Annotated in this window: 16 protein-coding genes and 1 tRNA gene; 14 read left to right on the top strand and 3 right to left on the bottom strand. The window is 69.6% G+C overall.

Features of this window, described 5'->3' with window-relative positions:
* The first annotated feature begins 843 nt into the window (after positions 1-843).
* Positions 844-2,703, top strand: coding sequence for a DUF4407 domain-containing protein (locus tag ABZ412_RS01510; RefSeq protein ID WP_357274973.1), 1,860 nt, complete (start codon positions 844-846; stop codon positions 2,701-2,703).
* Between the two features lie 73 nt (positions 2,704-2,776).
* On the opposite strand, the gene ABZ412_RS01505 is transcribed toward ABZ412_RS01510, so the two are convergent.
* Entirely contained in the window at positions 2,777-4,348 is a 1,572-nt protein-coding gene (locus tag ABZ412_RS01505; protein WP_357274971.1) for an MFS transporter, read from the bottom strand.
* 78 nt (positions 4,349-4,426) lie between these two features.
* Between ABZ412_RS01505 and ABZ412_RS01500 the strand changes: the two genes are divergently transcribed.
* From ABZ412_RS01500 to ABZ412_RS01480, 5 genes are read left to right on the top strand one after another with little or no spacing between them, the layout of a single operon-like run.
* Positions 4,427-4,993, top strand: a complete 567-nt coding sequence (locus ABZ412_RS01500) for a TetR/AcrR family transcriptional regulator (RefSeq protein WP_357274969.1) — start codon at positions 4,427-4,429, stop codon at positions 4,991-4,993.
* A gap of 10 nt (positions 4,994-5,003) precedes the next feature.
* Positions 5,004-5,879 carry a hypothetical protein gene (locus ABZ412_RS01495; RefSeq protein ID WP_357274967.1) on the top strand — a complete coding sequence of 292 codons (876 nt, stop codon included), beginning with the start codon at positions 5,004-5,006 and terminating at the stop codon, positions 5,877-5,879.
* The gene (locus tag ABZ412_RS01490) at positions 5,876-6,943 is read left to right on the top strand and encodes a DUF4129 domain-containing protein (RefSeq protein WP_357274965.1); all 1,068 of its coding nucleotides are present in this window, start codon (positions 5,876-5,878) and stop codon (positions 6,941-6,943) included. Before ABZ412_RS01495 ends, ABZ412_RS01490 begins: the two co-directional genes overlap by 4 nt.
* A 44-nt stretch (positions 6,944-6,987) precedes the next feature.
* Positions 6,988-7,965, top strand: a complete 978-nt coding sequence (locus tag ABZ412_RS01485; RefSeq protein ID WP_357275901.1) for a MoxR family ATPase — start codon at positions 6,988-6,990, stop codon at positions 7,963-7,965.
* A 3-nt stretch (positions 7,966-7,968) separates the two neighbouring features.
* A complete protein-coding gene (locus ABZ412_RS01480) occupies positions 7,969-9,288 on the top strand; it encodes a DUF58 domain-containing protein (RefSeq protein WP_357274963.1) in 1,320 nt (439 codons plus the stop codon).
* Here the strand turns inward: ABZ412_RS01480 and ABZ412_RS01475 are convergent.
* Positions 9,266-10,078 (bottom strand): RDD family protein, encoded by an 813-nt coding sequence (locus ABZ412_RS01475; RefSeq protein WP_357274961.1) that lies wholly within the window; start codon positions 10,076-10,078, stop codon positions 9,266-9,268. The two genes, ABZ412_RS01480 and ABZ412_RS01475, sit on opposite strands and share 23 nt — an antisense overlap.
* Before the next feature lie 186 nt (positions 10,079-10,264).
* On the opposite strand from ABZ412_RS01475, the gene ABZ412_RS01470 reads away from it, so the two are divergent.
* Entirely contained in the window at positions 10,265-11,311 is a 1,047-nt protein-coding gene (locus ABZ412_RS01470; protein WP_357274958.1) for a stage II sporulation protein M, read from the top strand.
* Positions 11,312-12,046: 735 nt separating this feature from the next.
* Here ABZ412_RS01470 and ABZ412_RS01465 read toward each other — a convergent pair.
* Positions 12,047-12,129 (bottom strand) — tRNA-Leu (locus ABZ412_RS01465).
* A gap of 260 nt (positions 12,130-12,389) precedes the next feature.
* Here ABZ412_RS01465 and ABZ412_RS01460 point away from each other — a divergent pair.
* The 7 genes from ABZ412_RS01460 to pknB all read left to right on the top strand — a co-directional run bounded on the left by ABZ412_RS01460 (position 12,390) and on the right by pknB (position 22,542).
* Positions 12,390-13,781 carry an FhaA domain-containing protein gene (locus ABZ412_RS01460; protein ID WP_357274956.1) on the top strand — a complete coding sequence of 464 codons (1,392 nt, stop codon included), beginning with the start codon at positions 12,390-12,392 and terminating at the stop codon, positions 13,779-13,781.
* Positions 13,782-13,989: 208 nt separating this feature from the next.
* Positions 13,990-14,457: an FHA domain-containing protein gene (locus ABZ412_RS01455; RefSeq protein ID WP_213558686.1), complete on the top strand. Its 468-nt coding sequence runs from the start codon at positions 13,990-13,992 to the stop codon at positions 14,455-14,457.
* Positions 14,454-15,968 carry a PP2C family serine/threonine-protein phosphatase gene (locus tag ABZ412_RS01450; RefSeq protein ID WP_357274954.1) on the top strand — a complete coding sequence of 505 codons (1,515 nt, stop codon included), beginning with the start codon at positions 14,454-14,456 and terminating at the stop codon, positions 15,966-15,968. The genes ABZ412_RS01455 and ABZ412_RS01450 overlap by 4 nt, the downstream gene beginning before the upstream one ends.
* Positions 15,968-17,434 carry an FtsW/RodA/SpoVE family cell cycle protein gene (locus ABZ412_RS01445; protein ID WP_357274952.1) on the top strand — a complete coding sequence of 489 codons (1,467 nt, stop codon included), beginning with the start codon at positions 15,968-15,970 and terminating at the stop codon, positions 17,432-17,434. The genes ABZ412_RS01450 and ABZ412_RS01445 overlap by 1 nt, the downstream gene beginning before the upstream one ends.
* Positions 17,431-18,924 carry a penicillin-binding protein 2 gene (locus ABZ412_RS01440; protein ID WP_357274949.1) on the top strand — a complete coding sequence of 498 codons (1,494 nt, stop codon included), beginning with the start codon at positions 17,431-17,433 and terminating at the stop codon, positions 18,922-18,924. Before ABZ412_RS01445 ends, ABZ412_RS01440 begins: the two co-directional genes overlap by 4 nt.
* A 109-nt stretch (positions 18,925-19,033) precedes the next feature.
* Complete coding sequence (locus ABZ412_RS01435) at positions 19,034-20,641, top strand: protein kinase (protein WP_357274947.1); 1,608 nt, start codon at positions 19,034-19,036, stop codon at positions 20,639-20,641.
* Positions 20,638-22,542, top strand: a complete 1,905-nt coding sequence (gene pknB, locus ABZ412_RS01430) for a Stk1 family PASTA domain-containing Ser/Thr kinase (RefSeq protein WP_357274945.1) — start codon at positions 20,638-20,640, stop codon at positions 22,540-22,542. The genes ABZ412_RS01435 and pknB overlap by 4 nt, the downstream gene beginning before the upstream one ends.
* Positions 22,543-22,603 lie beyond the last annotated feature (61 nt).

Genomic DNA, 22,603 nt, shown 5'->3' with positions numbered 1-22,603 from the left:
CTTCGTCGAACGCCTCCGGTCTGGACTGCGTCCGGACGTTTCGGAGACCAGCGGCGCTGATGGTCACTCCGTGCAGTCAACTTTGCAGTTGTCCACCCGCTTCGATTACCTAGTCGGGTGCTCGGTGGTAACGGAACTCTTACGCGTTCGCTACACGCCGTGCCGTTCTCGCCCGCTAGGCTGAGCACCGATCGGGCCTCTGTCCGTATGGGGAGATACACCGAATTGTGTAGTTCGGCGTAAGAGCAAACGATAAGTCAGGACTGGAGCCCAACCAACTCAGGTAAGGCTAATTCCAGCTTCTAGCTGGGCTTCTACATCCGGTCCTCCAACACACGCGCGTTCTCCAGTGTAAAGCAGGGGTGCCCGTGCGTTTCAGTTGAGTTCACCACTGTGACGCACCCGCGCGAGGTCGACGGCCGGACGGTCCAGTGCAGCTCCAGACTGCCTCCCACCTGCAATGAATCAGGTTTCCCCACAAGCGGATCCGGCAAACCGGGCGTTAGGCCGCTAACTTTCCGGACAAGTTCCGTCGCTCCTGCGACCACCCGGGAGACATGAGCTCGCAACGTGCGGACCGTACGGAATTTTTCCTGAATGTGGGATTCAGCACACGTCCAGCAAACCGCAAATCTGTCTCCCGACTCGGTTTTCGGTGATATCCGAGACCGGACGCAGGTGATCAACACCACCTCAGCGGCCCGAAAAGGGTCGATGTGAGCCTGGCCACATCACACCCGCCGCGGTCGGTGTAACCGCCGGACGCCTGTCACGCTGAGACAACGAATCAGCGACAGTTTCGCTCTGCCGAACCACCTGGGACGTAGAGGATGTGAGCCTCCCATGACAGATCCCCACGTCCATTCCCCGGCCGGACCCGGCGACCTGCTGGTCTGGCTGGGTGGGGCGCAACCGCAGCTCACCTCCGGTCCCGAGCGTGCGGGCTACACCGTCACCGGTGCGGTGGTGGCCCTGTTCGCGGTCACCGCGGGAGGCATCACCGCCGCCGCCACCGGGGCCGCGGGCCGGCCCGCTCTCGGCGTCGTGGCCATCGCGCTGATCGCGACCTTCCTGGTCGGGGCGCTGTCCCGGGCTCTCGCCACCGCGGCCACGCCCGATCGGCGCGAGGACCGGCGGGCCGTCGCCGAATTCGCCGGGCGCATCGCCGTCGCGGTACTGGCCGGGGTGGTGGTGGCCGAACTGGCCTGCACCCTCTTGTTCTCCGGTACCGTGCACCGATTGCTCGACGAGAACGCGCAGCGCGCAGTGGAATCCGCGCCCGCCGTCGTCACCGCCCGCACCGACCTGGACCAGGCGAAAGCCGCGCGCGGCGCGCTCGAGCAGCAGATCACCAAGGCACAGACAGACGTCGGGACCGCACTGAAGATCGCGCGCTGCGAGATCAACCCGTCGCAGGACTGCGACGGAATCCCCCGGACCGGCGTCCCCGGACGCGGTCCCGAGGAGCGCACCGCCAATCAGATGCTCGACGACGCGCGCGCCCAGCTCACCGCCGAGCGGAACAAGGTGGCCGGGCTCGACGACAAGGTCACCGCGCGGGACAAGGCCCTCGCCGACGCCCGCAAGGCCGCCTATACGGACGGCGACCGCGGACTCGGGGCCCGCTGGGTGGCCGTGAACGACTACACCACAGGGCATTTCGGAGCGTTCGTCCTGCGCCTCGCCGTCGCCCTGCTCCTGATCACCCTCGCCCTGCTGCCGCTGCTGCTGCGCTGGTGGCGCGGCGAGACGGCGTTCGACCGCAGCGTCGCGGTCAGCACCGAGACCGACCGGATCGACCAGGCCGCCGCCACCGCCATCGCCATCAAACAGGCCGAGGTGCGGGTGGAGACCGAAAACCTGCGCGCGGAACAACAGCTCACCGCCGCGCGGCTGGCCGCGCACGCCGACACCGCCATCGACCGGGAACGGCAGCGCACCCGCATCATCGCCGCCATCGGCAATTTCGAGATCGGCATCACCGAGCCCGCGCAGCGCGCCGTGGCCGAATTCGACTCCGCCACCAGACTGGAACTTCCGGCCGGGACCGCGGCCGGAGATCGAAAGGACCGCACCGTGTCCCAGGAGGGGATCGTGACACAGTCGCCGAACCTGCCCGCCCAGCTCACCTCGGGTGCGCTGGCCCCCGTGCCGTCCGGCGGCGCGCTCGCGCCCGCCGCGCCGGCGCCGCAGCCCGCCAAGGGGGGCGGCCTGGAACTGCCGATCATCGGCACGGTGCCGTTCACCGACACCGCTGCCCGCTGGATCCGGCCGCTGGTCCCGTCCTTCGTGGCCAATGCCATCGACACCGCCACGCATCCACTGCGCACGGTGCGGCAGGCGTTCGAGGAGGCCGAGGAGATCACCTTCACCCTGCGCCGCACGCGCAAGGTCACGGTGGACTCGGAGGATTCCGCGCAGCCGCAGCAGCACCAGCAGCAGATGTACGCGCAGCCCCAGCAGTACGGATACCTGCCGCAGGGCGCGCCCCAGCAGGTCTACGCGCAGCGGGTGGCCTCCACCGTGGTGGATCAGCCCTATGCCGCCTACCCGGGATACGCCCCGCTCCCCCAGGGTCACGTGGTGGACCCGGGCTACCCGCTGCCCGCGCCCGCGCAGCAGGACGCGCTGGCGGGTCGCCGCAACCCCGAACTCGACTACCGGGCCCCGCGTGAACTGCCGCCGGGCAAGGGCCAGGAGTAACCCGAGGAAACGCACTGTGGCCCGGAATGTTTCACGTTGAACACGGAAACATCCGGGCCACAGCCTTTTTCGACTACACCACCGCGGTCTTGCGAGTCGCCGCGCGGTAGGCGACGAACGCGGTCAGCAGCAGGATGACCGCCGTCGACGTGGCAGCCAAGTGGATGCCGCTGACGAACGCCGTGTGCGCCGAGCGCAACAGCTCCCCGGCCGCGGGTTCCGGTAGCGCCCGGGCGGTTTCGATGGCGCCGCCCAGCGACTCGCGCGCCGCGTCCGCCTGACCCGATGGCACGTGCGTCAGGTCCAGACCGCCGCGGAAGGCGGCCATCACGGCACTGCCCAGCACCGCCACACCCAGCGCGATACCCATCTCCATCGCGGTCTCCGAGATGGCGGCGGCATTGCCCGCGCGCGCCTCCGGCGCGGTGCTCACGATCATGTCGGCCGACACCGTCAGGGCCACACCCTCACCCAGTCCGATCAGCAGGAAGCCGACGATGAACGGGGTCACCGAACCCGAGGGATCGGTGGGCAGCAGCCAGTACAGGCCCGCCCCGAGCGCGACCGTCGCCAGCGAGCCCGCGAGCACGGTCGCCGGACGCCAGTACCGGACCAGCCAGGCCGCGGCGAGCGCACCCAACATGGAACCGACCGTGCCCGGGATCAGCAGCAGGCCGGCTTCCAACGGTGACTTGCCCAGCACCAGCTGCAGGTACTGCGAGCCGAAGAACAGCACACCGGCCAGCGCGAACACCGACAGCAGGTTGGTGAACACGGCGGCCCGGAAGGCGGGCAGCCGGAACAGGTCCAGGTCGATGAGCGGAGCCGACAGCCCGCGCTGACGACGCACGAACAGCACGCCGGCCGTCACACCGACACCGGCACTGATCAGCAGGTTCAGGCTCGGACCGTGGGCCGCGAACTCCTTGACCGCGTACACCACCGGGATCAGGGCCAGCATCGACAGTCCGGCGCTCACCAGGTCGAAACGGCCCGGGTTGGGATCCCGCGATTCCGGTACCAGGATCGGTGCCAGGACCAGCAGCAGCGCCATGACGGGCAGGTTCACCAGGAACACCGAGCCCCACCAGAAGTGCTCGAGCATCCAGCCGCCGAGCAGCGGGCCGAACGCCGCACCGGAGGCGGCCATCGCGCCCCAGACCGAGATCGCCAGGGTGCGCTGACGGGCGTCGGCGAACATGGACCGGATCAGGCCCAGAGTGGCGGGCATCAGGGTCGCACCGGCGACACCCTGCAGGACGCGGGCGGCGATGAGCATTTCGGGGCTGATCGCCCAGGCGGCGAGCGCCGAGGCGGCCGCGAATCCGGCCGCGCCGATGAGCAGCAGTCGACGGCGGCCGATGCGGTCGCCGAGGGTGCCCATGGTGACCAGCAGGCCGGCCAGCACGAACGAGTAGACGTCGATGATCCAGAGCAGCTGCGGGGTGGTGGGCGCGAGGTGCGCGGTGATCGAGGGGACCGCCAGGTCGAGCACGGTGGCGTCGACGGCGATCAGCAGCAGCGCCAGGGCCAGCACGGCGAGGCCGGCCCAGTCCCGGGGCCGGGCCTTGGGCGCGGCGTGCGGGGTCACGGGCCGGTCGAGGGTCGAAGGAGTTCCGGAACGCGCGGTCGGGTGGGTGGTCATCAGCTTTCTCTTTCGTTTCTGAACCGTCCAGCCGGTACAGTAACAGCCTGAACCGTCCAGCCGGTACAGTCAACCCCCGTGACCACCCGCGACCCCGCCGGCACCCGCGACCGGATCCTCGATGCGCTCGAGAACCTGCTGCTCGACAAGGGCCTGTCCCAGGTGACCCTGGAGAACGTCGCCGCCACCGCGGGCGTCTCCAAGGGCGGGCTCCTCTATCACTTCAAGAGCAAGGACGCGCTGCTCGCCGGACTGCTGCGCCGCGTCACCGAACGGGCCGACCAGCAGGTGCGCACCGCGATCGAACAGGGCCGCTCGGTGGCCGAGTGGTACCTGCAGGCGCCGCACCCCGACGACGAATCCGACGCCGTGGAACTCGCGCTGTACCGATCCATGCTCGCCGCCATGCGGACCGTCGACGCCCCGGCCGACGGCGCCCAGGCCGAGACCGACCGGGCCATCACCGAGGTGATGACCTCCTGGAAGACGGCCCTGGACAACGAGATCGACGACCCGGTGCGGGCCGAGATCGTGCGCCTGGTCGGCGACGGCGTCTACCTGCGCGCGCTGATGGGAATGCCGCCGATCGAACCGGACATGTACCGCCAGGTCGTCGCCCGGCTCCTGGGGCGCGACTCCGGATAGACTCGGGCCCGTGTTGCCGACCGCCGCCGACTCCGTCGGTTCGCCGACCGGCTCGGTGGGGGAACCGACTTCGACCGACCCGGCGGTTGTTCCGATTCGCCCGATGCAGTTCCGGGAGCTGCTGGACCTGCCGTTCGCGCTGATCCAGGCCCGGATCACGATCCTCGCGGCCCTGCTCGGGGTGGCCTGGGTGGCCGCCGTGCTGGTGTCCGTCGCGGGCACCGCGGCCGCCGCCGCGATCACCGGCGATTCCGACCTCGGGACCTTCTGGGGTGCGCTGCTCACCAGCCTGCTGTGCGCTTGGGGGCTACGGTTTTTCGTGCGCGGGGTGACCGTGCCGACCGGACTGGATGTCGTGTACCGCAGGCCCTCGACCTGGCGCGGCGTACTGCGGCGGCTGCGCTCCGGAGCCGGGCCGCTGCTCGCCTACCAGGTGATGTACACGCTGATCGGGGTCGGCGTGCTGGCCGTGGGCGCTCCCCTGCTGTTCACCGCGCCGTTCGCGGTGATCTGGCTGGCCTGGCTGCGTGGACGGCGATTCACGCTGGTGCCCAGCAGCTTCGACGGTTCGATCGGCTACCGCGAAGCCGCCCGGCGGGCGAAACTGCTTGCGGGCGGCGCGGAATGGCAGCTGGTCGGGCTGTGGCTGTACCTGCGCGTATTGCTGCTGGTGCTCATCGTGCCGCTGCTGGCGTTGCCGCGGTTCATCACCGACTTCTCCGGCACCCACCGCGGGACGGTGACGGTGCTGATCGTCTCGGTGGCTCTGCTCATCGTGGCGATCGGCGAGCTGGTGGAATCCGCCACCCAGGTCGTGACCTATGTGGACCGGCGTTGCCGCCGCGAAGCGTGGGACATCCGGGTGCCCACGGGAGGGGCCCGATGACCGAGGTTCCGCACACCGCACCGCCCGGGCACCCGCACGCCGCACCGCCCGAGCCCGCGCTGGGCCCGGCCGCCACGCACCTGGCCGCGGCGGAGGACGCCGCCCGGCGCGGCGACTTCGGGGTGGCGCTGCGCGAACGGTATCGCGCCGTCACCCGCGGCCTGGAGCAGCGCGGCATCCTCGACGAGGAGCGGGCGCGCACCGCGCGGGAGACGGCTCGGGCCGCCACCGCGGCGGTCCACGACGCGGGTGAACTGCCCTCGGCGGCACACAGTTTCGACGAGGTCGTCTACGGCGGCCGGTACGCCACCGAGTCGGAGTACCGGCAGCTCGAACAGGCCGACCGGTTCTCCAGCGCGCCGCCGCCCAAGGACGGGCCGGTCGAGCTCACCGAGAAACGCAAGGTGCGCAAGACCAAGGCCGCCAAGGACAAACCCGCCCGGCAGCGCCCGGAACTGCCGGAGCTGCTGCGGGATTGGCGACTGTGGGCGGCGCTCGCCGCGCTGCTGGCGGTCGTCGCGCTGGTGTATGTGATCACCCATCTCGGGCACGCGCCCGCGTCGCCCCATCCGGACATGCCGCCGACGCATCCGCCGACCCCGCGCCGGGAACCGGACCTGCCGCCGCCGAACTTCGGTGACGGCGAGGACTCCATCTTCGAACGGCTGCCGGGCTGGCTGGCCTTCGGCGGTCTGCAGTTCCTCATCGCGTGGGTCACGGTGTTGTGGTGGCGCGGCCGGAGGCGCGGCGCCATCGTGCGCGAACCGCTGCCGGTCGAGGCCCCGGCCCAGGAACTGCTGGCCGGACAGGCCGGGCTGTACCGGAAATCGCGCGATCACGACCATGTGGCCGCCAAACTGCGGGCGGCGGCGCTGCGCCGGCTGCGCCCCGCGCTCGGCGTCACCGCCGACACCCCGGCGGAACTGGTGGTCGGGGCGCTCGCCGTCCGCACCGGCGCGGACCCGGCCGTCCTCCGCGCCGCCCTCTACGCCCCGGTCACCGACCGGGAGACCCTCGAACTCGTGGCGGCACAACTCGAATGGATCGAAGCGGAGGTCTTGTGACCAACCTGTCCAAGGACGTGGTGGACGCCCACCACGACGGCACCCTGGCGACCGACGGTCAGGCGCCGACCGAGCAGGACGCGCAGCAGGCGCTGCTGGCCCTGCGCGCCGAGATCGGCAAAGCCGTGGTCGGCAACGACCACGCCGTCATGTTCCTGGTGCTGGCGCTGCTGTGCCGCGGCCACGTGCTGCTGGAAGGCGTTCCGGGCGTGGCCAAGACGCTGCTGGTGCGGGCGCTGGCCACCGCTGTGGACCTGGAGCACGCCCGCATCCAGTTCACCCCGGACCTGATGCCCGGTGACGTCACCGGCTCCCAGATCTACGATCCGCACTCGGCCGAGTTCACCTTCCGCCGCGGCCCGGTGTTCACCAACCTGCTGCTGGCCGACGAGATCAACCGCACCCCGCCCAAGACCCAGTCCTCGCTGCTGGAATCGATGGAGGAGCGGCAGGTTTCGGTAGACGGCGTGCCGCAGCCGCTGCCGGACCCGTTCGTGGTGGTCGCCACCCAGAACCCGATCGAGCAGGAGGGCACCTATCCGCTGCCGGAAGCGCAGCTGGACCGGTTCCTCTTCAAGGTCGACGTCCAATTGCCCGGGCGCGACGACGAATTCCGCATCCTGCAACGGCATGCCGCCGGCTTCGACCCACGGGACCTGGCCGCGGCCGGACTGCGGCCGGTGGCCGGTCCCGCGCACATCGCGGCTGCCCGCGCCGCGGTCGCCCAGGTCGCCATCAGTCCCGAGGTGCTCGCCTACACCGTGGACCTGTGCCGGGCCACCCGCACCTCCCCCGCCGTGGCGCACGGCGCGTCCACCCGCGGCGCGACCGCGCTGATGGCGGCCGCGCGGGCCTTCGCCTGGTTGCACGGCCGCGGCTACGTCACCCCCGACGACGTGAAAGCCGTTGCGACGCCGGTGCTGCGGCATCGACTGCACCTGCGGCCCGAACACGAGGTGGAGGGCGTCACCGCCGAGGGCGTGCTGGCCTCGCTGCTGATGTCCGTCCCGGTTCCGGTGTAGCCGGTGGTCGTCACCGGCCGGCTGGCCGCCGCCGCGGTGCTCGCGGCCCTGTTCGTCACGCTGGTGCTGCCGTCGTGGCTCGGCGTGCTGGTCGCCACGCTGGCGCTGGCCGCGCTCATCGGGCTCGATCTGCTGCTGCTGGGATCGCCGGGCGCGCTGGAACTCTCGCGCGAGCCGCTCACCAGCGTGCGCACGGGCCGCAGCATCGACGTGGAACTGGCGGTGCTCAATGGCGGCGCCCGGCCGGTGCGCGGGACACTGTGGGACGACTGGCCGCCCAGCGCCCACGCCCGGCACCGCACGCACCCGTTGAACCTGCCGCCCAACACCAGGATTCGGCTGCACACCGAACTCACCCCCGCCTATCACGGCGACCGGGTGGCCGGTCCGGTGACGCTGCGCCTGCTCGGACCGCTCGGCCTCGCCGGACGCCAGGTGCGCCGCGAGGTGCCCGCCCGGTTGCGCGCGCTGCCGCCGTTCCGCAGCGAGCCGCTGCTGGCCTCCAAGGTCAAGCAGTTGCAGCAGCTGGAAGGCCGCAACACCACCACGATTCGCGGACAGGGCACCGAATTCGATTCGTTCCGTGAATATGTCGCGGGCGACGACGTGCGCACCATCGACTGGCGGGCCACCGCCCGCGCCAACGACGTGCTGGTCCGCACCTGGCGGCCGGAACGCAACCGGCACGTGGTGATGCTGCTCGACACCGGACGGGTGAGCGCGGGCCGCATCGGCGGCGCCGATAGTGCACACGGTGGCGGCGGCACCCGCCTCGACGCCGCCATCGAAGCCGCCCTGCTGCTCGGCGGATTGGCCGCCGCCGGAGGCGATTCGGTGGATCTGCTGGCCTACGACCGGCGGCTGCGCATCGAGGTGCGCGGCGTCGGCGGAAAACGCCTGCAGCTCAAGCTGATGCACGCGCTCGCCGGACTCACCCCCGAACTGGCCGACACCGACTACCGCGGCATGCTGCGCGCCACCCTGCAGCGGGCCCGCCGCCGCAGCCTGGTGGTCTGGTTCACCCACCTCGACGCCGCCACCGTGCAGGAGGGCCTGCGGCCGGTGCTGCCGGTCCTTGCGGAGCGGCACCGGGTGCTGGTGGTGTCGGTGACCGACCCGGAGGTGGCGGCCGCCGCCATCCACCGCACCGGGCTGACCGACCTCTACACCGCCGCGGCCGCCGAGAACGTGATCGCGGAGGAGGCCGTGGCCCGGGAGACCCTGCGCCGCGCGGGCGTCCGCGTCATCACCGCGCCGCCGGACCTGCTGCCCGGGGCGCTGGCCGACGAATACCTCGAACTCAAACGGACCGGAGCGCTGTGACCGGCGAGGGCGGGGTGACCGGCTGCCGCGGCGGGAAGGACGGCGGCGGCAACTGCCGCCGCTGCCGCTCGGCCAGCACCGCGCCCAGGATCTGCAGCGGCGGATAGCCGTTCAGGGGCGCGGTGCGCAGGCTCGCGCACACCGAGACCACCAGTGCCCGGCCCAGCCGGTCCTGCACCTCGGGGGTCAGGGTGCGGAACCGCAGCAGGTACTGCCGCACCGCGAACGCCTGCTCGTCGGAGAGCCCGGACAGGTCCAGCTGTCGCGCCCAGCCCGCCAGCCACGGCGGCGGCGCGGCCAGCGCCGCGAACGGCAGGCGGCTGCGGTCGTGCACCACCACGGTGCCCGCCAGCGCGTCCCCGACCCGGCGGCCCTGCGGCGAGCACAGCGACACCACCACGGCGATCAGACCGGTGCCCAGCACCCAGAAGTCGACGATCCCGGCCAGGCCCCGCGTCACCGCGTGCTTGAAGTCGACGGGCCCGCCGTCGGCGCGCACCACCCGCAACCCGACCGCCATCTTCCCGAGCGAACGCCCGCGGGTGAGGGTCTCGAACACCACCGGATATCCGATGGCCGCGCACACCAGGGCCACCAGCAGCGCCGCGTCCCGCCAGGCGGCGTCCGCGCCGATCCACACCAACAGCGCCTGGAACAGCAGAACCAGCGTCACACCCAGCATGAACTGCACGATCAGGTCGAGCAGGAACGCCGCGGCGCGCGTCGGGATCCGCGCGATGGGCAGTTCGACGGCTACGGCCTCGCCCGTGGTGAAAAGTGCTCTGCCCATGTGCCCTCCGCTTCGCTCCGGGCGGGTTCGCGGCCCCTGGTCCCGATTCTTCCCTCCTCCGCTCCTCCGCTTCGCTCCCCCGCTCCGTCCGTCCAGAATCGAGACGGCCGCGAACTTCGAACGTTGATCAGCGAGCAGGAATCGTGTGGTTAGCATTTTGTCAGCCGAAGTGCGGGAGGGGAACTCATGGATCTGGACGCGTACACCTTCGTTCACCGGCCTTCCTGGGATCGGCTGGATCGGCTGGCGTCGCGAGGCAAGCGGCTCAGCGGGGCGGAGGCCGACGAACTGGTGCGGCTGTACCGGGTGGCCTCACAGCAGCTGGCGCGGTTGCAGACCCGGGAGGCCGATCCGGAGCTGATCGCCGGGCTGTCCGCGGGGCTGACCCGGGCGCGGGGACGAATCCTGAGCGCGCGCATCGACACTCCCCACGAGATCGGGTACTTCTTCACGCACCGCTTCCCGGCCGCCGTGTACCGGGCCTGGCCGTGGTGGCTGTCGGTGGCGGCGGTGTTCCTGCTCGGCGCGGCGGCGCTCGGCGCGGCGGTGGCCAATTCCGAGACGACGCGGAAGCGTCTCGGGCTGAACATGGATACAGACGTCTTGACGAAGCCGGGCGGCGAATTCGAGACGTACTACTACGAGCACTCGCACGACGCGTTCGCGGCGAAGGTGTGGACCAACAACGCGTGGGTGTCGGCCATGGCGCTGTTCATGGGGGTGCTGGTGCTGCCCGCGCTCTACCTGTTGTTCATGAACGCGCTGAACCTCGGCGTCAGTGCCGGGCTGATGGCGGAGGCGGGACGGCTGGGGCCGTTCTTCGGCTGGATCCTGCCGCACGGAATGCTCGAGCTCACAGCCATCTTCGTGGCCGGCGGGGCGGGCCTGAAACTGGGCTGGACATTGATCGACCCGGGCCGGGAGAGCCGCCCGCAGGCACTGGCCCGGCAGGGGCGCGCGACGGCGGTGATCGCGCTGGGCCTGGCCGGGGTACTGCTGGTGTCGGGATTCCTGGAGGGATTCGTGACGCCCAGCGGATGGCCCACCGCGGTGCGGGTCGGGGTCGGGGCGGTGGCCGAACTCGGTTTCCTGGCCTACATATTCGGGCGTGGTCGCCGGGCGGTGCGAGAGATGGACGACACAGCGCGAGGGTTGACCGACGCGGCGCGGGAGTTGGGCCCGGAGCACATCACGGGCAATTCGGTCGGGAACCATCCGGAACCGGTTGTGTGAGTGGCGACTTCGTAGTCGCGAGCACCGTTCGGATTGATTTCCACTGGCCGCAGCGAGTCCGGCTCAGCTGCGGCCAGCGTTGCCGTTGACTCTACACAATCGTTATGGCTACGCAACCTCCGACTTGCCCACCGGGCGTATAACGCGACCAGGCGAAATGCGCCCTCCCCGTAGGGAACCCGACACCATCGCTAATCCTCCGCATACCCTTTGCGGGCGGTCTGCGGAGGGCCCCGAAACTATCCCCGCGGTTGCGTTTCAGGACCCGTTTCAACCCATTGCGCGCGATGCGTTTCGAACGCCGTCATCCGGTTTGCGGAAAACTCGCAAATTCTCCGCTCACCGCCGGTTCAACCGCCGTTAAGCTGGCGTTTCGCCCCAGCTCAGCGTGATTGCCAAGCAGTCGCTTGGGGTCAAACAAACCTCAAGTTTGTTTCGAATGGGTTTAGCTAAATGATCATCAGGCAACGCTGGACAGTAATCGGGCGCATACCCGAGGCGACATCCTCCGGCAAACGATTTTCACCCCTCGCGAGGCCCAGAAACGGCCCCTGGCAACGTCTCTCGAAACCCACCCCGGACAGGGTGTGCGACCTTCGTCACATCCATGGATTCCCCGGCGAACCGGACGGCCGGACCGAGAACCGAGTCCAGACAAGGAAGTCCGGACAAAGAAGGAAGTCCGGACAAAGAAGAAGGCCCCCGATCCGATTGGATCGAGGGCCTTCCTCGTTGTGGGCGAAGGGGGACTTGAACCCCCACGTCCTTACGGACACTGGCACCTGAAGCCAGCGCGTCTGCCATTCCGCCACTCGCCCGAGCGACGAGAAGAACGTATCACGGGGTTTGCACCAAAACGAAATCGCCTGGTTATCGGGGGTGCGCATGCTTCGTGGCGCAGTGGGTACGCCCCGGGAACCTGGGCTCGCCGCCAAGAGTTACAGGTGTGGACGATCGTGGATATCATGCAAAGACCGTGTCCCTCCGGCGACACGCCATGCCTGCGTGTTGCATTCCGGGACGCTCCACGCACGACTATTGGCAGGTCAGAAACGACACGACCCGGGAAGGAGGGGCGATGGGGTTCGTTTCCCGCTTCGAGCGCCGCCTCCAGGGTGCTGTCGGTGATGTCTTCGCCCGTGCGTTCGGCGGCAGCGTGGTTCCCCAGGAGGTCGAGGCCGCACTGCAGCGTGAGGCCGGCGACCACGTCCAGGATCTGGGCGGGGGACATCTGCTGGCTCCCAACAGCTACGTCATCACCGTCAACGAGACCGATCTCCGGCAACTCGTCCATGGTGAAGGCCAGCCGGACCAGCAGGTCGCCACGGAGGATTACCAGCTCACCGTGCGTGCGTTCGCCAAACATCTACAGGACCACATCCGTGAGCAAGGGTGGCAGACCTACGGCGAAGTGCACGTGGAGTTCGAGGCATCCCCTACGCTGCACACCGGACAGTTCAGGACGCGCGGCCGGGTGGATCCGGACGCGGGCAGGCGGGCCAGCCCGTCACCGGGACCTGAACGCCCACAACGACCCAACCCGCAACCAGGAGCTGGCCCCATGACGCAGAACTCAGGCTACGACCCCAGCCGTGAGCCCGCGGAGTCCGATCCGCGGAACCGCGGGTACGCGCCCCCGCCTGCGGGCCGCCCCGGTCAGCAGGGGTACGGCGAGTACGGCTACGGCCAGTCCGAGCAGGGCTACGGCGAGTACCAGAACGGCTACGACTACCAGCAGCAGGGCGGCGGCTACGGCGCCCAGCAGCAGGGCGGGTACGCCGACCAGGGCTACGGCCAGCAGGGCGGGTACGGCGCGCCGGATCAGGCCTACGGCCAGCAGCAGGGCTATGCCGACCAGCAGGGCTACGGCCAGCAGCAGGGCTACGAGCAGGGCTACGGCGACCAGCAGGGCTACGGCCAGCAGCAGGGTTACGCCGACCCGGGCTACGGCCAGCAGCAGGGCTACGGTCAGCAGGGCTACGAGCAGGGTGGCGGCTACGGCGGCCAGCAGCAGGGCGGGTACGCCGAGCAGGGCTACGGTCAGCAGCAGGGTTACGCCGACCCGGGCTATGGCCAGCAGCAGGGCTACGAGCAGGGTTACAGCGACCAGCAGGGCTACGGCCAGCAGGGCTACGACCAGCAGCAGGCCGGCTACGGCGCGGCTCCCGCGCGGGGCGCGTCGGGCTACTCGGCGACGCTGCAGCTGGACGACGGCTCCGGCCGCACCTACCAGCTGCGCGAGGGCAGCAACATCATCGGCCGTGGGCAGGACGCGCACTTCCGGCTGCCGGACACCGGCGTGTCCCGGCGGCACATCGAGGTTCGCTGGGACGGCCAGACCGCGATGCTCTCGGACCTCGGTTCGACCAATGGCACGCTGGTCAACGGGTCTCCCGTCCAGGATTGGCAGCTGGCCGACGGAGATGTCATCCGCGCCGGGCATTCCGAGATCCTGATCCGGATCGTCTGATCCCGTAAGCTCGCGGTGCAGGTCACGATATGACTAGGAATTCCTCGGTCGTATCGTGATCGCAACCGGTCGACGGCCCTATGATGCTGCCATTACACGCGGCGGACTCTGGCCGCGCTGACACGCAACACACCGGTTGGGGGTCACGGAGCCATTCCTCCGTAACTGCCCCGTACCTACGACACGGTCGAACAGGAGGTGGAGCACCGTGCAGGGACTGATCCTGCAATTGACCCGTGCGGGGTTCCTGCTGCTGTTATGGCTGTTCGTGTGGGCGGTGCTCCGGACCCTGCGCAGCGATATCTACGCGGCTTCCGGCCTTCGGGTCGCGCCTCGGGCCGCAGGCGGTTCCGCGGTGCTCCCATCTTTTCGCCGGGGCCAGAAGGGCGCCAAATATCTCGTGGTGACTCAGGGTTCTCTCGCCGGCACTCGCATCTCACTCGGCCAGCAGCCGGTGCTGATCGGGCGCGCGGACGACTCCACACTGGTCCTCACCGACGACTACGCCTCCACCCGCCACGCGCGACTGTCTCCGCGCGGTGAGGATTGGTACGTCGAGGATCTCGGTTCCACCAACGGGACCTACCTCGACCGGTCGAAGGTCACCACTCCGGTCCGAGTCCCACTCGGCACCCCTGTCCGTGTCGGCAAGACAGTGATCGAGCTGCGATCGTGACACTTGTTCTCCGCTACGCAGCGCGCAGCGACCGTGGTCTCGTCCGAGCCAATAACGAGGACTCCGTCTACGCCGGTGCGCGACTGCTCGCGCTGGCGGACGGCATGGGCGGCCACGCCGCCGGTGAGGTCGCCTCGCAACTGATGATCGCCGCCCTGGCGCATCTGGACGACGACGAGCCCGGCGACGATCTGCTCGGCAAGCTGAATCGTGCCGTGCACGAAGGCAATGCGTCCATCGCCGACCAGGTCGAGGAGGAGCCGGAACTCGACGGCATGGGCACCACGCTCACCGCCATCCTGTTCGCCGGCCGCAAACTCGGCCTCGCCCACATCGGCGACTCCCGCGCCTATCTGCTCCGAGGCGGTGAACTGGCCCAGATCACCCGCGACGACACCTTCGTGCAGTCGCTGGTGGACGAGGGACGAATCACCCCGGAACAGGCCCACACTCATCCCCAGCGCTCGCTGATCATGCGGGCGCTCACCGGCAACGAGATCGACCCCACCCTGGTGGTGCGCGAGGCTCGTGCCGGAGACCGCTACCTGCTGTGCTCGGACGGCCTGTCCGACGTGGTCAGCGACGAGACCATCGCCAACACCCTGCGCGAGGGCACCACCGACGAGGCGGCCGACCGGCTCATCGAATTGGCCTTGCGCAGTGGCGGTCCCGACAACGTGACCGTGGTGGTCGCCGACGTCATCGATCTGGACTACGGCCAGAGCCACCCCATCGTGGCGGGCGCGGCGTCCGGCGAGGACGAGGACACTCCCCCGCCGAACACCGCCGCCGGCCGGGCCGCCGCCATGCGCCCGCCGCGGGCCACCCCGCGCCGCACGGTCGCGCAGCCCGAACCCGAACCGCCCAGGAAGAGCCACAAGCTGCGCTGGCTGGCGCTGTCGCTGGCCCTGCTGGTGGCCGTCGGCGCGGGTCTCACCGTGGGCTACAACATGATTCGCAGCAACTACTACGTCGGCGTGGACGGCGAGAAGGTGGTCGTGCTGCGCGGCCTGCCCGGTTCGGTGCTGGGCTACTCGATCCGCGATGTGGATCAGGTCGGATGTGTCACCCGTTCCGGTGAATTGACGCTGGCCGCTCCCGGCGACAAGTTCGCCGCCGGTTGTGTCCCGCTGACCCGGGAGGCGCTGCGCCCCAGCGGCCGGGATTCGGTCGACAAGGGTCTGCCGCCGGGCTCGCGCGACGACGCCATCAAGCAGATCCGCATGCTGGTGTCGACCGAGCTGCTGCCGCCCTGCGAGACCAAGGCACAGGCCCCGAGCACCCCGACCCCGACTCCGGCCCCGCCCGCCGACCCGAACCAGCCGGGCGCCTCGGTCACCCCCACACCCGCCGCACCGCCCGCCGTCCCCGGCGGCCTCAGCGGCGGCGAACGGACCGGCGAGAACCACCCGCTGGAGCACAAGTCCGAGCAGCCGAATCCGCCGGCCACCACCGTTCCCACCACCACGGCACCGCAGAACCCGGGGCAGAACTGCAGGACGGCGGACTGATGTCCGCACCGGCACCGCCGTTCACTGGGGCCTTCCCCAGTCCACCCGGCGGATTCGCTCCTGCGCCGCCGCCCGCCACCCGGCGCAATGTCGAGTTGCTGCTGTTGGGGCTGGCGGCCCTCATCACCACCGTGTCCCTGGTGTTGGTGGAGGCCAGTCAGGAGCAGGCGATCACCTGGGAGATCGCCAAACTCGGTGCCGCGTACCTGGCCCTGTTCGGCGTCGCGCATCTGGCGGTGCGGCGGTTCGCGGCATTCGCGGATCCGCTCCTCCTACCGATCGCGGCACTGCTGAACGGGTTGGGCCTGGTGGTGATTCACCGCGTGGACCTAGCGCAGGCCCAGGACGCCGCCTTCGCCAACCTGCCCATCCCCTCCCCCGACGCCAACCAGCAGGTGCTGTGGACGGGGTTGGGGATGGTGGTCTTCATGGGGTTGTTGATCGCGTTGCGCGATTACCGCAGCCTGGCCCGCTACTCCTACACGGTCGGCCTGCTCGGGTTGGTCGCGCTCGCGCTGCCCGCGCTGCTGCCGGACCGGTACTCCATGGTGAACGGCGCGAAGATCTGGATCCGGCTGCCCGGCTTCAGCGTTCAGCCCGGTGAGTTCGCCAAGATCGCGCTGATCGTGTTCTTCGCCGGGGTGCTGGTGTCCAAGCGCGACCTGTTCACCGGCGCGGGCAAGCACGTGTTCGGTATGGAGTTGCCGCGCATGCGCGACATGGGACCGATCCTGCTGGTGTGGGTGGTCTCGGTGGGCGTGCTGGTGGTCGAGAAGGATCTGGGCACCTCGCTGCTGATCTTCGCGACCGTGCTGTGCATGCTCTACGTCGCGACCGAGCGAGTGGGCTGGGTGGCGGTCGGGCTGGTGCTGCTGACCGTCGGATTCGTGTTCGCCTACAACGCGTTCGGGCATGTGCGGGTCCGGGTCTCGACCTGGCTGCACCCGTTCGACGACTACTCCAGCACCGGCTACCAGATCTCGCAGTCGCTGTTCGGCCTGGCCACCGGCGGTCTCGCGGGAACCGGTCTGGGCAGCGGGAATCCGTCGAAGGTGCCGTTCGCGAAGACTGACTTCATCATCGCCGCCATCGGTGAGGAGCTCGGCCTGATCGGCCTGGCGGTGATCCTCGTACTGTTCTGCATCCTGTCGGTGCGCGGCATCCGCACCGCGCTGGCCATCCGCGACAGCTTCGGCAAGTTGCTCGCGTCGGGGCTGGCCTTCACCATTGCCATTCAGGTGTTCGTCGTGGTCGGCGGAGTCACCAAGCTGATTCCGCTGACCGGGTTGACCACCCCGTTCATGTCGTACGGCGGTTCGTCGCTGCTGGCGAACTACGTCCTGCTGGGAGTGCTGATCAAGATTTCCGACGCGGCCCGCCGCCCGGCGCCCGCCCGCAAGCGGGCCGAGCCGATCGCGGACGCGTCGACGCAGATGCTGCGCAAGGTCGAGGGGGGTGCCGGGTGAACACGCCTCTGCGCCGGGTGGCGCTGGCGGTGATGGCGATGATCGTCGCGCTGCTGATCAACGCCACCTACGTGCAGGTCCAGATCGGCCCGATCGGCAAGGCCGACAGCCTGCGCAACGACCCGCGCAACGATCGCGTGCTGCTCGACGAGTACGCCCGCCAGCGCGGCCAGATCTCCGCGGCCGGAACGGTGCTCGCGAGTTCGGTGGCCACCGACGACCGCTACAAGTACCTGCGCACCTACCCGACCGATCCGATGGCCTACGCGCCGGTGACCGGCTTCTACTCGCTCCAGAACGGCAACAACGGACTCGAGCACACCGAGGACTCGGTGCTCAACGGTTCGGACAACCAGCTGTTCGGGCGGCGGCTCATCGACCTCATCTCGGGCCGGGATCCGCGCGGCGGCAATGTGGTGACCACGATCAACCCGCTCATGCAGAAGGTCGCCTACGAGCAGCTGACCGCGAAGAAACTGACCGGTTCGGTGGTGGCGATCGAGCCGAGCACCGGGCGCATCCTGACCATGGTGTCCACGCCGTCCTACGATCCGAACACCCTCGCCGGGCACGATGCCGGCCGGGTCGAGGACACCTACAAGCAGCTGGACAAGGACACCGGCAAGCCGCTGATCAATCGCGCCGTGTCCACCACCTACCCGCCGGGTTCGACGTTCAAGGTGGTGGTCACCGCGGCCGCGCTGTCCAACGGCATCGCGAAGCCGGAGGACCAGTTCACCGCCGCGCCGCGGATCACCCTGCCCGGCACCCAGACCACGCTGGAGAACTACAACGGCAGCCACTGCGGTCCCGGCGACAGCCAAACCGCTTCGCTCACAGAAGCTTTCAAGTACTCGTGTAACACGGCCTTCGTGGAACTCGGTATCAAGGTGGGGACCGCGAAACTCAAGGACGAGGCGAGCGCGTTCGGGATCGGCAAGGATCTGCACAACAGCATCCCGATCCCCTGGACCGACAGCACCGTGGGCGACATTCCCGACAACGCGGCGCTGGGCCAGAGCAGCATCGGACAGCGCGATGTGGCCCTGACCCCCTTGGACAACGCGGTCATCGCGGCCACCATCGCCAACGGCGGCGTGCGGATGAAGCCCTACCTGGTCGACCAGTTGCAGGCGCCGGACCTCAGCACGCTGAGCACCACCAAACCGACCTCGGTGGGCCAGGCGGTCACCCCGCAGGTGGCCACCCAGATCACCAATCTGATGATCGAGTCGGAGAAGAACACGCAGGGAGGGACGCAGCCGCGCCCGTATCAGATCGCGTCGAAGACCGGAACGGCCGAGCACGGCTCGGATCCGCGCAACACCCCGCCGCACGCCTGGTACATGGCGTTCGCACCGGCGCAGAACCCGAAGATCGCCATCGCGGTGATCGTCGAGAACGGCGGCGATCGGGCCCTGGCCGCGACCGGCGGCTCGGTGGCCGCACCGATCGCGCGGGCCGTGCTGGACGCCGGGCTGGGGGGCTGAGAGACATGAGAGTGCAAGACAGCATGAGTGAGTCACGGCCCGGAGGAGGCAGCCTGCGTCACCACGCGGGGCCCTCACTCATGCTGCATGGGAGCAGACAGGGTCACGAATGCTGAACAACGGTGCGATGATCGCGGACCGGTACCGGCTGCAGCGGCTGATCGCCACCGGCGGCATGGGTCAGGTCTGGGAAGCGCTGGACACCCGGCTGGACCGCCGGGTCGCGGTGAAGGTGCTGAAGGCGGAGTTCTCCACCGACCCCACCTTCCGGCAGCGCTTCCGTACCGAGGCGCGGACCACCGCGCAGCTGAATCACCCGGGCATCGCGAGCATTTACGACTACGGCGAGACGCAGGATCCGTCCGGCGGCGAGATCGCCTATCTGGTCATGGAATTCGTGCAGGGCGAGCCGCTCAACGCGGTGCTGTCCCGGCTGAACCGGCTCTCGGTGGCTCAGGGCCTCGACATGCTCGAGCAGACCGGGCGCGCGCTGCAGGTGGCGCACCTCGCGGGTGTCGTGCACCGGGACGTGAAGCCCGGCAACATCCTCGTGACGCCGACCGGTCAGGTGAAGATCACCGACTTCGGCATCGCCAAGGCCGTCGACGCCTCCCCGGTCACCAAGACCGGCATGGTGATGGGCACCGCCCAGTACATCGCGCCGGAGCAGGCCACCGGTGAGGACGCCACCGCCGCCTCGGACGTGTATTCGCTGGGCGTCGTCGGCTACGAGGCGCTCGCGGGCGCGCGGCCGTTCACCGGCGACGGCGCGCTGACCGTCGCCATGAAGCATGTGCGGGAGGCCCCGCCGCCGCTGCCCGCCGACCTGCCGCCGAACGTGCGGGAGCTCATCGAGATCACCATGGCCAAGGAGCCGGGCCAGCGCTACGCCAATGGCGGCGAGTTCGCCGACGCGGTGTCCGCGGTGCGTTCGGGTCGTCGGCCCACGCCGCCCGGCGGCCTGCCGTCCGCGGCCATGACCGGCGCCACCCGGGTGCTGCCGCCCGGACCGACCATGATCATCCCGGGCGCGCGGGCCGACCAGGCCACCGCCCGCTACGCCCCGCCGACGCAGCAGCCGATGCGCGGGCCCATGGAACCGCCCGCCGCCCAGACCACCGTCATGTCCGGACCCCGCACCCCGGTCGGACCCATGACGGTCCCCGGTGTGGAGGACGGCGGCTCGGGTCGATTCACCAATGGCCAGAAGGTCGTCGCCGGACTGGGTGTGGGCGCGCTGATCCTCGGCGCGGCCGCCGCCATCATCCTGATGAGCAGCTCCTCGCACGACTCCACGCCGCCCGCCCGCACCAGCGCGGTGATCGCGCCGCCGGTGATCACCCCGACCACCACCGTCCCGCCGACCACCACCACCCGGGAACGGCCGGTGCCGCCGCCGCCCCCGGTGACCACGGTCGAGCCGCCGCCGACCACCACGGTCGAGCCGACCACCACCCCGCCGCCGGTCACCACGACGACGCCGCCCAAGACCACCCCGCCGGTCACCACCACCCCGGCGAAACCCACGACCACCAAGCCCGACCGGTGGCCGTGGCCGGGCCAGGGCGGGGGCGACCTACCATCATTGCCAGTGACTCCCGGCGCGAATTCCGGCGGGGCGAATTCCGGCGGAGCGGTGAGTCCCGGCAGTAACCGCAGTCCGGTGTACGCACAGGACCCCAATTCATCCTCAGTCGCGCAGCAAGGATTGCCATGACGACCCCGAAGAACCTCTCCTCCCGCTACGAGCTGGGCGAGATCATCGGGTTCGGTGGCATGTCCGAGGTCCACAAGGCCCGAGATCTGCGGCTGGGCCGGGATGTGGCGATCAAGGTGCTGCGCGCCGACCTGGCCCGCGACCCCACGTTCTACCTGCGCTTCAAGCGTGAGGCGCAGAACGCGGCCGCCCTCAACCATCCGGCCATCGTCGCGGTGTACGACACCGGCGAGGCCGAGATCGACGGCGGGCCGCTGCCCTACATCGTGATGGAGTACGTCGACGGCGACACCCTGCGCGACATCGTGCGCGGTAAGGGACCGCTGCCGCCGCGGCGCGCCATGGAGGTCATCGCCGACGTGTGCGCGGCGCTGGACTTCTCGCACCGCAACGGCATCGTGCACCGGGACATGAAGCCCGCCAACATCATGATCAACCGGGCCGGCGCGGTGAAGGTGATGGACTTCGGCATCGCCCGCGCCATCGCCGACAGCTCCAACCCGATGACCCAGACGGCCGCGGTCATCGGCACCGCACAGTACCTCTCCCCCGAACAGGCCCGCGGCGAGCAGGTGGACGCGCGGTCGGACGTGTACTCGGTGGGCTGCGTGCTCTACGAGATCCTCACCGGCGAACCGCCTTTCACCGGCGATTCCCCGGTCGCGGTCGCCTACCAGCATGTCCGGGAGGATCCGCGGCTGCCGTCGCAGGTGCATCCCGGGGTGCCGCGCGAGCTCGACTCGGTGATCCTCAAGGCGATGAGCAAGAACCCGGCCAACAGGTATCAGACCGCGGCCGAGATGCGCGCCGACCTGATCCGGGTGCTGGGCGGGCAGAAGCCCACCGCCCCCATGGTCATGACCGACGAGGACCGCACCGGCTTCCTCGACGACGACCTGCCGCCGCCGCGCAGCTACCGCACCGTCGAACGCCGTGACGACACCACCGAACAGGAGATCGTCGAGGCCAACCCGCGCCGGCGCACCGCGCTCATCGGCATCCTCGGGGTGGCCGCGGTCGCGGTGGTCGGCATCCTGTTGTGGATGCTGGTCGGCCCCGGGTCACGGGCCGATCAGGTCACCGTGCCCGACGTCGCCAACCAGAACTACCAACTGGCGCAACGGGATCTGGAGAAGGCCGGTTTCACGGTCGCCATCCAGCAGAAGAACGACCCGAAGGTGGCATTGAACAATGTCATCGCCACCCAGCCGCTGGGTGGATCCCGGGTCGGCAAGGGCAGCACCATCACCCTGCAGGTGTCCGCGGGACCGCAGCAGGTGACGGTGCCGAAACTGGCCGGCCTCACCCGCCAGCAGGCCGAGCAGACCCTGAATTCGCAAGGGCTGCGGATGAATCCCGACGTGAAGCGGGAGGCCTCCAGCGCCGACGACAAGGACAAGGTCGTGTCGTCGACCCCGGACGCGGGCCAGAAGGTCGATACCGACGGACAGGTCACCATCACCCTCGGTTCGGGTCCGGACAAGGTGGTCGTCCCCAATGTGGTCGGGCAGTCGATCGAGGTCGCGCAGTCCACGCTGGGCGACACCGCGCTGTTCAAGGTCGTGGTCCAGGAGGTGCCGAACAACCAGCCCAAGGGCACGGTCATCGCCACCAACCCGTCCGCGGGCACCCAGGCCGACAAGGGCTCCACGGTGACCGTGCAGGTGTCGAGCGGCGATCAGATCACCATGCCCGACCTGCGCGGCCTCACCCCGGCGCAGGCCGTGGACATGCTGCGCAAGAGCGGCTGGAACGGGCAGGTCAGCCAGAACACCATGAGCACGCTGAACGCGGGCGAGGTCGGTCGAATCCTGGCCCAGCAGCCGACCGCGGGCTCGTCGCTGGGCAAGTCCCAGACGGTGACCATCACGACCGGGGTGCTGTCGCTCGGCCCGCCGTGATTCGGATTCCATTGTGAGAATAGGGGTTCGCGGATCGTCCGCGAACCCCTGTCTTGTTTCA

It is taken from the genome of Nocardia sp. NPDC005746 (genome assembly GCF_040630785.1).
In the GTDB taxonomy this organism is placed as follows: Bacteria; Actinomycetota; Actinomycetes; order Mycobacteriales; family Mycobacteriaceae; genus Nocardia.
The sequence above is the reverse complement of the archived record's forward strand: the minus strand, read 5'-3'. Positions and strand labels throughout refer to the sequence as shown.

Coding starts and splice junctions, on each gene's coding strand:
- ABZ412_RS01505 (WP_357274971.1), bottom strand. CDS start 4,348: ATGACCACCCACCCGACCGCGCGTTCCGGAACTCCTTCGACCCTCGAC.
- ABZ412_RS01460 (WP_357274956.1), top strand. CDS start 12,390: ATGGGGTTCGTTTCCCGCTTCGAGCGCCGCCTCCAGGGTGCTGTCGGT.
- ABZ412_RS01510 (WP_357274973.1), top strand. CDS start 844: ATGACAGATCCCCACGTCCATTCCCCGGCCGGACCCGGCGACCTGCTG.
- ABZ412_RS01435 (WP_357274947.1), top strand. CDS start 19,034: ATGCTGAACAACGGTGCGATGATCGCGGACCGGTACCGGCTGCAGCGG.
- ABZ412_RS01490 (WP_357274965.1), top strand. CDS start 5,876: ATGACCGAGGTTCCGCACACCGCACCGCCCGGGCACCCGCACGCCGCA.
- ABZ412_RS01475 (WP_357274961.1), bottom strand. CDS start 10,078: ATGGGCAGAGCACTTTTCACCACGGGCGAGGCCGTAGCCGTCGAACTG.
- ABZ412_RS01470 (WP_357274958.1), top strand. CDS start 10,265: ATGGATCTGGACGCGTACACCTTCGTTCACCGGCCTTCCTGGGATCGG.
- ABZ412_RS01445 (WP_357274952.1), top strand. CDS start 15,968: ATGTCCGCACCGGCACCGCCGTTCACTGGGGCCTTCCCCAGTCCACCC.
- pknB (WP_357274945.1), top strand. CDS start 20,638: ATGACGACCCCGAAGAACCTCTCCTCCCGCTACGAGCTGGGCGAGATC.